The 11,859-nt window shown below is 70.3% G+C and carries 11 protein-coding genes; 6 read left to right on the top strand and 5 right to left on the bottom strand.

What is annotated here, in order from left to right; translation table 11 throughout:
- Positions 1 to 184: 184 nt before the first annotated feature.
- Complete coding sequence (locus DQ384_RS08140; protein WP_114028112.1) at positions 185 to 844, bottom strand: class I SAM-dependent methyltransferase; 660 nt, start codon at positions 842 to 844, stop codon at positions 185 to 187.
- A 208-nt stretch (positions 845 to 1,052) separates the two neighbouring features.
- Here DQ384_RS08140 and rfbC point away from each other — a divergent pair, with 208 nt between their 5' ends.
- Positions 1,053 to 1,664 (top strand): dTDP-4-dehydrorhamnose 3,5-epimerase, encoded by a 612-nt coding sequence (gene rfbC, locus DQ384_RS08145; protein WP_114028113.1) that lies wholly within the window; start codon positions 1,053 to 1,055, stop codon positions 1,662 to 1,664.
- Positions 1,665 to 2,108: 444 nt separating this feature from the next.
- Positions 2,109 to 3,836 carry a DUF4082 domain-containing protein gene (locus DQ384_RS08150; protein ID WP_147268693.1) on the top strand — a complete coding sequence of 576 codons (1,728 nt, stop codon included), beginning with the start codon at positions 2,109 to 2,111 and terminating at the stop codon, positions 3,834 to 3,836.
- A 105-nt stretch (positions 3,837 to 3,941) separates the two neighbouring features.
- Here DQ384_RS08150 and DQ384_RS08155 read toward each other — a convergent pair whose 3' ends face one another.
- The 4 genes from DQ384_RS08155 to DQ384_RS08165 form a co-directional block, all read right to left on the bottom strand.
- Positions 3,942 to 5,015, bottom strand: a complete 1,074-nt coding sequence (locus tag DQ384_RS08155) for a 2-oxoacid:ferredoxin oxidoreductase subunit beta (RefSeq protein WP_245966316.1) — start codon at positions 5,013 to 5,015, stop codon at positions 3,942 to 3,944.
- On the bottom strand, positions 5,008 to 6,861 hold the full coding sequence (locus DQ384_RS08160; RefSeq protein WP_114028115.1) for a 2-oxoacid:acceptor oxidoreductase subunit alpha: 1,854 nt from the start codon (positions 6,859 to 6,861) through the stop codon (positions 5,008 to 5,010). Before DQ384_RS08160 ends, DQ384_RS08155 begins: the two co-directional genes overlap by 8 nt.
- A 303-nt stretch (positions 6,862 to 7,164) precedes the next feature.
- On the bottom strand, positions 7,165 to 7,254 hold the full coding sequence (locus tag DQ384_RS44105) for a putative leader peptide (protein ID WP_425451424.1): 90 nt from the start codon (positions 7,252 to 7,254) through the stop codon (positions 7,165 to 7,167).
- Between the two features lie 128 nt (positions 7,255 to 7,382).
- Positions 7,383 to 8,870 (bottom strand): polysaccharide deacetylase family protein, encoded by a 1,488-nt coding sequence (locus DQ384_RS08165; RefSeq protein WP_114028116.1) that lies wholly within the window; start codon positions 8,868 to 8,870, stop codon positions 7,383 to 7,385.
- A gap of 234 nt (positions 8,871 to 9,104) precedes the next feature.
- On the opposite strand from DQ384_RS08165, the gene DQ384_RS08170 reads away from it, so the two are divergent.
- From DQ384_RS08170 to nuoH, 4 genes are all read left to right on the top strand, one after another.
- Positions 9,105 to 9,476, top strand: coding sequence for an NADH-quinone oxidoreductase subunit A (locus DQ384_RS08170; RefSeq protein WP_114028117.1), 372 nt, complete (start codon positions 9,105 to 9,107; stop codon positions 9,474 to 9,476).
- 56 nt (positions 9,477 to 9,532) lie between these two features.
- On the top strand, positions 9,533 to 10,066 hold the full coding sequence (locus DQ384_RS08175) for an NADH-quinone oxidoreductase subunit B (protein WP_114028118.1): 534 nt from the start codon (positions 9,533 to 9,535) through the stop codon (positions 10,064 to 10,066).
- A gap of 115 nt (positions 10,067 to 10,181) precedes the next feature.
- Entirely contained in the window at positions 10,182 to 10,853 is a 672-nt protein-coding gene (locus DQ384_RS08180; RefSeq protein ID WP_114028119.1) for an NADH-quinone oxidoreductase subunit C, read from the top strand.
- Complete coding sequence (gene nuoH, locus DQ384_RS08185) at positions 10,846 to 11,799, top strand: NADH-quinone oxidoreductase subunit NuoH (RefSeq protein ID WP_114028439.1); 954 nt, start codon at positions 10,846 to 10,848, stop codon at positions 11,797 to 11,799. Before DQ384_RS08180 ends, nuoH begins: the two co-directional genes overlap by 8 nt.
- Positions 11,800 to 11,859 lie beyond the last annotated feature (60 nt).

An 11,859-nucleotide genomic window follows, 5' to 3' on the forward strand; every position in this document is an offset into this window, starting at 1 on the left:
ACCGGCGCGCGGCATGGCGCGATTTCAATGAAGCTCCCACGTGATCTGGGTGGTGATCCCCGGTGGTGCTCACGCATCGGAGCGTGGTCCCGACGAATCGACGTCCGGACGATGGGCTGGGTTTACGTGGTCTGCCAACATGTGTCCCACCAGTCACGCCAGTGCCCCCCGAGCACCTCGGTGATCAACGGGTCTTCATCGCGATGACCGACTTCACCAGGCCGCCCAGGCGCTCGTACCGGATGACCGAGGACGGGAAGTAGTGCCGCATCTCGGTGATGCTGAGCAGCTCGACCTCCATGACGATGTTGCGCGCGGCCTCGCGGTCGGAGGTCGGCGTGTGCACGAGCGGCCAGCGGCGCAGCAGCGCCGTGCGCATCGCGATCGGCATGTACTGGAAGCCGGGGAACAGGAAGTGCGGCTCGACGGGGAAGTAGCGGTACGGGGTCTGCACCCAGTGCAGGCCGGCCAGGCGGTGCACCGAGTCGGCGAACATCTGGCGGCGCAGGTGCCCGCCGACGTGTTCGATCACGGCGTTGGAGAACACCAGGTCGTACTTGGTGTGGAGGATCTCGGGGGGCAGCTCGCAGGCGTCGGCGACATCGGCCCGCAGCCACGTGGGCAGGTCCGCCGGGGGCTTCTCCAGGTTGACGACGTGCACGTGCGCCGGGCGTACGGGGGCGCGCATCCAGGCCCCGGCCGTGCCGCCGAGGTCGATCACCGACATGGAGGACAGATCGGGGAAGTTCTCGGCGAACCAGTGCCAGCGGCGCGTGCGCGCCTTGGCGCCGAGCGAGTCGGGGGCGTCGACGAAGCGGCTCCGAAGAGCGTTCAGCCGGCTCATGGTCTCTCCTAGGCGGCGAGTTCGCGCGGGGGCGTCGAAGTAGGGGACGGGAGAGTGTGGTCGTCTGGGACGCGAGCCTGGGGCGCCGAGGTACGGCGTCGGCACGTTCCAATCGGACCGCCCAACTATCGCAGAAGGGCGCACATCACTGTCGCACGCCCGAGTCATTCGATAGCGCACTGAGATCGGAGATGTCACTCTTGGCCACGTGAAGGAACTCACCATCAGCGGCGCCTATCTCCACGCCCCCTCCATCCACGGAGACGAGAGAGGAACGTTCCTAGAGTGGTTCCGCGCGGACGAGCTGCGCGAGACCGTCGGGCACGATCTGAACCTCGCCCAGGCCAACCTGTCCATCTCCAGGCGCGGCGTCATCCGCGGCGTGCACTTCGCCGAGGTGCCACCCGGGCAGGCCAAGTACGTCACCTGCGTCTCCGGCGCCGTGATTGACGTGGTCGTCGACATCCGCGTCGGCTCCCCGACCTTCGGGCGGTGGCAGTCCGTCGTGCTGGACGACGGCGCGCGCGAGGGCGTCTACGTCAGCGAGGGGCTGGGGCACGCGTTCATGGCGCTGACCGAGCAGGCGAGCGTGGTCTACGTCTGCTCCGAGCCCTACACCCCGTCCCGGGAGCACGGCGTGCACCCGCTGGACCCGCGCATCGGCATCGCGTGGCCCGAGGACATCGAGCCTCTGCTGTCCCCGAAGGACACCGTCGCCCCGACGCTGGAGGAAGCCTTGGACAAGGGGCTGCTGCCGGTGTACGACGACTGCCTGGCGTATTACGCGCGACTGCGGGGAGAGGGACGGCAGGCCGGGTGAAACGCCACGCGTCGCCGGTTATTACGACGCGCGCCGGGCGTTGGACGCCCGCATGACACCGGGCGATGGCGGCCGGGGAAGGAACGTCCTGGCCGCTCGTTCCGCCCCTGACCGTGTTCGGTCGTTAATTTTGACCCGTTCTGTCGGTCATACCACACATACGGATCGCTTCGATCCGTGAATTGTGTTGCCAGAATCACGCTTTCCATGCTGAATGCGGTGGATTAACCGGTTAAACGCGCGGTTCCGGTTGTCACACCGTTTCCCAACCGCAACAATGGCCTCGCACTGAAACATGATCGGAGCCCGGCGCCCGTGAAGGCGCCGGAGGTGGAGGCTCGGGCAGTGAGCAATCCCCGGCATGCGGACGGGCCGCGCGAGAGGCGCAGGCCCCCGTCCGCCGAACCTCGATCCGGCGGGGCCCGGTTCCCCACGGTCGGAAAGGTGTCGTTGCTGGCGGCCGCCGTGGTGATCGGCGCGACCGTCACCGTCGTCGTCGTCAACAAGGACGAGCCCCCGGCCGCGGCCGTGAACACCACTCCCGTGTCGACCGAAGTGACGCTGGAGACGAGCCTCTGGAAGTCGAAGAAGGTCGTCAAGGGCAAGACCCAGGCCGAGAACACGCCCCTGGAGCTCGGCACGCGGTTCAAGGCGGCCCGCAACGGCGAGGTCGCCGGCATCCGCTTCTACAAGCCCGCCTCCGAGCGCGGCACCCACCGCGGCAGCCTCTGGGACTCCAAGAAGAAGCTGCTCGCCAAGGTGACCTTCACCGGCGAGACCAGCAGCGGCTGGCAGCAGGCGATGTTCGACAGGCCCGTCCCCGTCGTCGCCGGGCGCACGTACACGGTCTCCTACCACACCAACAACGGCGGGTACGTCGCCTCGGCCGGGGTCTTCGACCGCCCGGTGACGGCCGGCCCGCTGACCGGCCAGGCCGGGGTGTTCGCGGCCGTCCGCGACGCGTCGTACCCGTCCCGTGTGCACCCGAAGAGGGTGAGCTACTGGGTCGACGTGATCTTCCGGCACCGCGAGTGGCGCAGGCACCGTCCGGGCGAGCGCCCGACCGTGTCCCCGACCGAGGCGCCGAGCACGACCGGCCCCACGAGCTCGCCGACCGCGACGGGACCCGAGGCGACCCCCACCCTCACCGGCCCGGGTCAGCCGAACGGCGAGGTCACCGTGAGCCCGACGCCGACCGAGACGGGCACCGGCGAGGTCACCCCCACGCCGACCGAGTCCACGACGCCGTCGGAGTCCCCCACGAAGACCGGCACGCCGACCCCGTCGCCGAGCCGGTCCTCGCAGAGGCCCACCCCGTCGCTGTCCGCCGACCCGACGCGGCAGCCGACCAAGGAACCCACCACCAAGCCGCCGACGCACTCGCCGAGCCCCACGCCCCCGCCGACCGGCGGGTTCCCGGGCGCGTCCAACACCGGCGTGCCGTCCGGCACCAACCTCAAGCCGAGCAAGTCGGTGACGGTCACCAAGGACGGCGCGGTGATCGACGGGCTTGAGATCAGCGGAGAGATCAACGTCGAGGCCGACAACGTGACGATCCGCAACGTCCGCCTGGCCGCCGCGCCCGGCGACTGGGGGATCATCCAGCGCAACGGCCACAGCGGGCTCACCGTCGAGGACAGCGAGATCTTCGGCAACGGCAGCCAGCGCACGCAGTTCGCCATCCTCAACCAGGGCGGCGACCTCACGGTCCGGCGCGTCGACATCCACACCATCAGCAACGGCATCCTGACCGAGCAGGGCCTCGTCGAGGACTCCTACCTGCACGATCCGAAGTACTTCTCCGGCGACCACACCGACATGATCATGTGCACCAGCGGCCCGCCGTCCGGGGCCAAGCTCGTGATCCGCAACAACACGGTGATCAACACGCTGGAGCAGACCGGCGCCATCGCCCTCTTCCAGGACTTCGGCGTCGTGCGCAACGTGACGGTGGAGCACAACTTCCTGGCCGGCGGCGGCTACTCGCTCTACGCGGGCGCCGGCAGCAAGGGCACCTCGTCCAACATCAAGGTCATCGACAACGTCTTCAGCAAGGACGTCTGGCCCAAGGGCGGCTACAACGGCCACGTCGCCTACTGGGACAGGAACGGCTCCGGCAACGTGTGGAGTGGCAACGTCTGGGAGGACGGCAAGGCCGCCGACGCGGGCTGAGACCCGGCACGAACGGGAAACGCCCTCCACGGAAAGGAATCCGTGGAGGGCGTTCTCGTGTTCCGGACGGGCGGCGCTCCCCGAGGGGTCAGGCCCGGCGACCGGTCAGCTCACGGCCCAGGTGTCGCCGCCGCGCAGCAGGTCGGCGAGGTCGCCGGGGCCGCGCTGGGCGACGGCGTCCTCCATCTGCTCGGCCATCAGCGAGTCGTAAGCCGGGCGGTCGACCGAGCGGAAGATGCCGATCGGCACGTGGGCGAACGCCGGCTCGTCCAGCCGGGACAGCGCGAACGCCACCGACGGGTCGGGGTCGTGCGCGTCGTGGACGAGGATCTCGGACTCGGGCACCGACGCGCGGTCGACGACCTCGATGGCCCCGCCCGGGGCGCGGCGCGCGGCCTTGGAGGCGGAGACGATCGGCTGCCCGTGCTCCAGGCGCAGCGTGATGTCGTCGCGCTGCTCCGGGTCCTTGAGCTGGTCGAACGCGCCGTCGTTGAAGATGTTGCAGTTCTGGTAGATCTCGACCAGGCTCGTGCCCCGGTGGCTCGCCGCCTCCCGCAGCACCGACTGCAGGTGCTTGCGGTCGGAGTCGATCGTGCGGGCCACGAAGCTCGCCTCGGCGCCGAGGGCCAGCGAGATCGGGTTGAACGGCTTGTCCAGCGAGCCCATCGGCGTCGACTTCGTGATCTTGCCGACCTCGGAGGTCGGGGAGTACTGGCCCTTGGTCAGCCCGTAGATCCTGTTGTTGAACAGCAGGATGTTGAGGTTGACGTTGCGGCGCAGCGCGTGGATCAGGTGGTTGCCGCCGATCGACAGCGCGTCGCCGTCCCCGGTGATCACCCAGACCGACAGGTCGGGGCGCGAGGCGGCGAGACCCGTGGCGATGGCCGGGGCCCGGCCGTGGATCGAGTGGAAGCCGTAGGTGTTCAGGTAGTACGGGAACCGGGAGGAGCAGCCGATGCCCGAGACGAAGACGATGTTCTCGCGCCTCAGCCCGAGCTCCGGCAGGAAGCTCTGCACGGCGGCCAGGATGGCGTAGTCACCGCACCCGGGGCACCAGCGCACCTCCTGGTCGCTCTTGAAGTCCTTCATCGTCTGCTTCTCGGTCGCCCGGGGGATGAGCGTGAGCCCGGTGCCCCCGTTGGGAACCGTGATGTGGCCGTTGGTCGCGATATCACTCACTGTCGATCACGTCCTGGATCACTCCGGCCAGCTCCTCGGCCTTGAAGGGAAGACCGCGTACGCGGTTGTAACTGATGATGTCGACCAGGAACCGCGCCCGCAGCAGCAGCGCGAGCTGACCGAGGTTGATCTCGGGCAGCAGCACCTTGTCGTACGCGCGCAGGACCTCGCCGGTGTTGGCGGGCAGAGGGTTGAGGTGGCGGAGGTGCGCCTGGGCGACCTTCGCGCCGGCCTTGCGCACCCGCCGCACGGCCGCCGCGATCGGGCCGTACGTGGACCCCCAGCCGATGACCAGCACGCGCGCCTCGCCGTCGGGGTCGTCGACCTCCAGGGGCGGGATGTCCTGCGCGATGCCGTCGATCTTCGCCTGACGGAGCCGGACCATTCGGTCGTGGTTGTTCGGGTCGTAGGAGATGTTGCCCGTGCCGTCGGCCTTCTCGATGCCGCCGATGCGGTGCTCCAGGCCGGGCGTGCCCGGGACGGCCCACGGCCGGGCCAGCGTCTCCGGGTCGCGCCGGAACGGCAGGTAGGTCTCGCCGTCGTCGCCGTTCGGCGTCACGGTGAACTCGACCGATATGTCGGGCAGGTCGCTCATCTCGGGCAGCCGCCACGGCTCGGAGCCGTTGGCGAGGTAGCCGTCGGACAGGAGCATGACCGGCGTGCGGTACTTCACCGCGAGGCGGACGGCCTCCAGCGCGGCGTCGAAGCAGTCCGACGGCGTGGAGGGGGCGACGATCGGCAGCGGCGACTCGCCGTTGCGGCCGTACATCGCCATGAGCAGGTCGGTCTGCTCGGTCTTGGTCGGCATGCCCGTGGACGGGCCCGCGCGCTGGACGTCGATCACGAGCAGCGGCAGCTCGGTGGCGACCGCGAGGCCGACCGTCTCCGCCTTCAGGGCCACGCCCGGCCCCGAGGTGGTGGTCACGCCGAGCGCGCCGCCGAAGGACGCGCCGAGCGCGGCGCCCACGCCCGCGATCTCGTCCTCGGCCTGGAAGGTGCGGATGCCGAACCGCTTGTGCTTGGACAGCTCGTGCAGGATGTCGGACGCCGGCGTGATCGGGTAGGACCCGAGGAACAGCGGCAGCTTCGACTGCACGGACGCGGCGATGAGCCCGTACGCCAGGGCCTGGTTGCCCGAGATGTTGCGGTAGAGGCCCGGGGCCAGCCGGGCGGGCTTGATCTCGTACGACACCGAGAACGACTCGGTCGTCTCGCCGTAGTTCCACCCCGCCTGGAAGGCCGCGATGTTGGCCTTGGCGATGTCGGGCTTCTTGGCGAACTTGCCCTCGAGGAACTTGACCGTCGCCTCGGTCGGCCGGTGGTAGAGCCACGACAGCAGGCCGAGCGCGAACATGTTCTTCGCCCGCTCGGCGTCCTTCTTCGAGATGTCGAAGCCTTCGAGGGCCCTCACCGTCAGCGACGTGAGCGGGACGGCGTGCACCCGCCACTCGCCGAGCGAGCCGTCCTCGACGGGGCTGCCGGCGTACCCGACCTTCTGCAGGTTGCGCTTGGTGAATTCGTCGGTGTTGACGATGATGTCCGCGCCGCGGGGCAGGTCGCCGAGGTTGGCCTTCAGCGCCGCCGGGTTCATGGCGACCAGGACGTTGGGGGCGTCACCCGGGGTCAGGATGTCGTGGTCGGCGAAGTGCAGCTGGAAGCTCGACACGCCGGGGAGCGTGCCCGCGGGGGCGCGGATCTCGGCCGGGAAGTTGGGGAGGGTCGACAGGTCGTTGCCGAACTGCGCGGTCTCCGCTGTGAAGCGGTCTCCGGTGAGCTGCATGCCGTCGCCGGAGTCGCCCGCGAAGCGGATGATCACCCGGTCGAGTTGCTGAACCTGCTTGGTCACAGCTCGGTCCTCCTCGACGCGTCAGGGCGCCGTCGCTCGTGGCACGTGTACTTTTCCATGCTAGATCCCTTGGGGCTGCGCGGGCTTCTTTACGCCTGCGCGTCGGACAGGGCGTGACCTTCGTCCCTGCGACGGCGCGATCTCTCGGTCGGACCGGAGTTGCCCAGGTCATCGGTGGTCATGCCGGTGACGCGCGGTAGACGGAACCGGGGGCGGCTCAGGTCGGTACGCGGCAGGTGACCACCGCCGGGGGGTCCGGGAAGCCGGAGAGCCCCGGAGGCCATGAGAGCCCGGAAAGCATGGTCACGCCCGGAAACCGCTCTCGGTACAGAGCCCTGAGGCGAGCCGGCACAGGTCGATGTGCCGCCGGGAGTAGAGAGCGTTTCGGGTCACGTTGACTAACTATATGTCCCCGCTCCGGATCGCTCGGAGTGTCGTACGTCACCCCGGCCGCGCGGCGGGGAGGCGGCGCGGGCTTCGTCGCGGGGGCGCGGGCACTTCGTGCGGTCGCCACCAGGGGCTCAGTTCCGGAGGGCCGCCGGTTTCACCCCTTCAGTGTAGACCTGACCTGGGACCATCCGCTGTGACGCGTACAACTCGGGGACCGTCACGAACGAGTACCCCCGCGCCGCCAGGGTGCTCAGGATCCGCGGCAGGGCCCGCAGGGTCGCCCGTCCGCAGTCGTGCATGAGGACGATCGCGCCCGGCCGCACCCCCTCCACGGTCCGGCGGGCGACGGCGGCGGGGTCGCCGTCCCGGGCGTCGGCGGCGTCGACGTTCCAGCCCGCGATGGACAGGCCGAGCGCCCGCGCGGCGTTGATCACCTTGGCGGTGACGTGCCCGTACGGCGCCCGCATCAGGCCGGGGGCGCGGCCGGTGGCGGCGCCGATCGCGATCTGGGTGCGTCCCAGCTCGTCGGAGATCTGGCGGACGTCCAGGCTGTCGAGGTCGCGGTGGGACCAGGAGTGGCCGGCGACCAGGTGGCCGGCCGCGGACATGCGGCGCAGCAGGTCGGGGCGGGCCTCGGCGCTCTGCCCGACGGTGAAGAAGGTGGCGCGGGCCCGATACTCGGCGAGGAGCGCCATCAGCCGATCGGTGCCGGCGCTCGGGCCGTCGTCGAAGGTAAGCGCCACGCAGCGCGTGGCGGAGCAGTCGGCGCTCGCGCCGTCTGGGCTCTGCAGGCCCGGGACCGGGGTGGCCTGCGGCGGCGGGGTGTCGGGCAGGGTGCGCGGGGTGGCCGAGTCGACCGCCCGCATCACCCTGGTCCCGAAGGCGGACAGCAGCGGCTCGGCCTCGCGCATGGGGATGGCGACCGCGATCCGTCCCATGCGGGCCGCGGCGACCTGGTCGTCGTCGAACTCGGCGACGAGATCGCCGTGGGGGTTGAAGTTGAGCGAGTCGAACATCGGGCCGTCCGCGCCGATGGCGTCGGGACGGACGCCGGGTCCGAGCTTCCACAGGCGGTTCTTGACGAGCGCGGCCAGCGTCGCCAGCGCCTTCCGGTCCTTGAGCAGGTCGGACGAGGAGTGGACGCGGCGGGTGGTCTGGTCGTACCAGACCGTGTTCAGGGAGCTGCGCCAGGCGCCGCCGGTCAGCGCGCCCGTGCGCAGGCGCACGCCGAACACGCCGTCGGAGGCGGCCGTGATCTGCCAGCCGATGTTCAGCTCCGAGGGCGCGGTGACGGGGGCCGGGGTGTGGGAACGGTCGGCGGGTCGGCGGGCGTACCGGCGCAGGGTTTGGTCGGTCAGCGTCTGGAGCTCGGCGGCGAGCGCGGGGGCGTCGGCGGGCACGGGGTAGCTGGCGAAGACCCGTTTCGTCCCCGCCGAGTCGTCCGAGGTCGTCCGGATCGTGAGCCCGGGGACCGTCGAGGGGTCGACGAAGTTGATCGTCGTGGGTTGTGCGGGCAGCGTCGAGGGCCCGTCCACGGTGGGCAGGGGAAGAGATATGCCGCAACCGGAGGCCAGCACCACGGCGAGTGCGATCGCTCCGGCGAGCAGGGAGCGCGACATGGCTGCCAGACTAGGCACGCAAAATGGGTATTTGCCGCTGTTTTGCGCTAACAGGGACGGGCTTTTGACCGCGATGGGTAACTTCGAGGTGACAGAAAGCCACTTGTGGTCCTTGTCCGACCGTCCTCACAAGATTGCCGGGAGACGGCCGGGAGGCGCCGGGCTACGATCTGCATGAGGCGACCGGTCGCGCCGCCGGGCACGTGCCGCCGTGGCTGCCGGGTGGGAGGGCGTATGAACGGATATTTCGGTTCCTACGCGGTCGTCGCCGTGCTGTTCGCGATCGGCGTCGCCATCTTCGGCGGTGCCCTGTTCGTCAACCGGCTGCTGCGCCCGAACCGCCCTACCCCGGACAAGCTCACCACCTACGAGTGCGGGGTCGACCCGGTCGGCGAGGGATGGGCGCAGTCGCAGATCCGCTACTACGTCTTCACCTACCTCTACGTCGTCTTCGCCGTCGACGCGGTGTTCCTGTTCCCCTGGGCGACGGTCTTCGCCGCGCCGGGCTTCGGCATGACCACGCTGGTCGAGATGTTCGTCTTCCTGGCGTTCATCGCCCTCGGCATCCTGTACGCCTGGCGCAAGCGCGTCCTCGCCTGGACGTGACCAGCCCCGGCGCCACCCGGGAAAGCCGGTGGCCGGAAGAAGGGAGAATGCCTGCCATGGCCGCCCGAGATCTCCTCATGCCGACGGTCGGGCCGGTGTCCCGGCTCGCGCCCAAGCCCATGCGCTTCATCCTCAACTGGGGGAGGCGCTACTCGCTGTGGGTGTTCAACTTCGGGCTGGCCTGCTGCGCGATCGAGTTCATCGCGACCTCGATGAGCCGCCACGACTTCATCCGCTTCGGCGTGATCCCCTTCGCCAACGGGCCCCGGCAGGCCGACCTGATGATCGTGTCGGGCACCGTCACCGACAAGATGGCCCCCGCAGTCAAGCGCCTCTACGAGCAGATGCCCGACCCGAAGTACGTCATCTCCTTCGGCGCCTGCTCCAACTGCGGCGGCCCGTACTGGGACTCCTACTGCGTGACCAAGGGCGTGGACCAGATCATCCCGGTCGACGTGTACGTGCCCGGCTGCCCGCCGCGGCCCGAGGCCCTGCTGTACGGCATCATGAAGCTCCAGGAGCGGATCGCCGCCGAGTCGCTCGGCGAGCGCTACACCGCCCAGGACGACCGCCCGGGCGTGACCCCGTGACCGCCGCGCCCGCCGTACGCACCGCACAGGCCGCGCCGGCCGTACTCATCGCACAGGCCGCGGACGCCGCACCGGCCGCACGCACCGCGCCCGTCGTGACCGGGGAGGTGCGCCGGTGAGGGCCGCCATCGAGGAGCGCTACGGCGACCGCGCCGAGATCTCCGAGTCCTTCGGCGAGACGACCGTGGACGTCGCGCCCGGCGACTGGCTCGACCTGCTCACGTTCGCCCGCGACGACCTCGGCTGCGTCTTCTTCGACTGGCTGACCGGCGTGGACGACCCGCCCGGCTCCTTCGAGGTCGTCGCCCACGTCTTCGACCCCGTCCGGCACGCCCACCTGCTGCTGCGCACCCGCGTCCCCCGCGAGGCACCCGTGCTGCCGAGCGCCACCGGCGTCTACCGGGGCGCCGACTGGCACGAGCGCGAGACGTTCGAGATGTTCGGGGTGATCTTCGAGGGGCACCCGCACCTGGAGTCGCTGCTGCTGCCCGAGGGCTTCGAGGGCCACCCCCTCCGCAAGGACTTCGTCCTCGCCTCGCGGGTCGCCAAGCCGTGGCCCGGCGCCAAGGAGCCCGGCGAGTCCGGGCAGGGCTCGCCGAGCCGCCGCAAGACGCTGCCGCCGGGCGTGCCCGCCGCCTGGGGCCCCCAGGCCGCCACGCCCCCGCCCACCCGCGGCCCGCGCGCCGTACGCCGCGAGGACGCGCCCGGGTCCGGCGACGCGCCGCGGAAACCGTCCGGCACGGCGGGGGATGGCCGCGACCAGGCCGGGAGGGACGCCGATGGCTGAGGTGCTCGACGTCGCCCTGCGCCTCGTCGTGATCGTGATCGCGTTCCTGACGCTCCCGCTGATCGTCGGGCAGACCGAGCACAAGGCCATGGCGCACATGCAGTCGCGCCTCGGCCCGATGTACGCGGGCGGCTTCCACGGCTGGGCACAGCTCATCGCCGACGGCGTGAAGTTCGTCCAGAAGGAGGACGTGATCCCGGCGGCGGCCGACCGCCGGGTGTTCGCGCTGGCCCCGGCCGTGGCACTGGTGCCCTACCTGGTCGTCATGATCGTCATACCGGTCGGGCCGGGCCTGTTCGGCGCGGACCTGGACGTCGGCCTCTTCTTCGTCCTCGCCGTGCTGGGCGTCGGCGTGCTCGGCTCGATCATGGCCGGGTGGTCGTCGGCCAACAAGTACTCCGTGCTCGGCGGCATGCGCGCGGCGGCCCAGCTCATGTCGTACGAGCTGCCCCTGGTGCTCGCGGCGTCGTCGGTGGCCATGGCGGCGGGCACGCTGTCGCTGCCGGGCATCGTGGAGGCCTGGCGGTGGTGGTGGCTGCCATGGCAGGCCGTCGGCGCGGTGGTGTTCTTCGTCGCGGGCCTCGCCGAGCTGCGCCGGCCGCCGTTCGACATGCCGATCGCCGAGTCCGAGATCATCATGGGGCCGATGACCGAGTACACCGGCATCCGCTTCGCGTTGTTCATGCTGGCGGAGTACGTCGGCATCGTGGTGCTCTCGGCCCTGACGACCGTCCTGTTCCTCGGCGGGTGGAACGGCCCGCTGCTGCCCGGGCCGGTCTGGACGCTCGTCAAGATCTTCGCGCTGGCGTTCGTGGTGATCTGGGTCCGCGTCAGCTTCCCGCGCCTGCGGGCCGACCAGCTGCAGAAGCTCGCCTGGATCGGCCTGGTGCCGCTGGCGCTGTTCCAGCTCGCCCTCACCGGCGTCGTGAAGGTCCTCGCCGGCTGACGCTCACCGCCGCCGTGACGACGCTCGCTGACCGAGCCTCACCGGTGAAGGTGCCCGGTT

Origin of the sequence: Sphaerisporangium album, assembly GCF_003323745.1 — a bacterium.
Lineage (GTDB): Bacteria > Actinomycetota > Actinomycetes > Streptosporangiales > Streptosporangiaceae > Sphaerisporangium > Sphaerisporangium album.

Excerpts from the sequence above, each read along its gene's own strand:
- DQ384_RS08165 (WP_114028116.1), bottom strand. The coding sequence starts at position 8,870 with ATGTCGCGCTCCCTGCTCGCCGGAGCGATCGCACTCGCCGTGGTGCTG.
- DQ384_RS08170 (WP_114028117.1), top strand. The coding sequence starts at position 9,105 with ATGAACGGATATTTCGGTTCCTACGCGGTCGTCGCCGTGCTGTTCGCG.
- DQ384_RS08140 (WP_114028112.1), bottom strand. The coding sequence starts at position 844 with ATGAGCCGGCTGAACGCTCTTCGGAGCCGCTTCGTCGACGCCCCCGAC.
- nuoH (WP_114028439.1), top strand. The coding sequence starts at position 10,846 with ATGGCTGAGGTGCTCGACGTCGCCCTGCGCCTCGTCGTGATCGTGATC.
- DQ384_RS08175 (WP_114028118.1), top strand. The coding sequence starts at position 9,533 with ATGGCCGCCCGAGATCTCCTCATGCCGACGGTCGGGCCGGTGTCCCGG.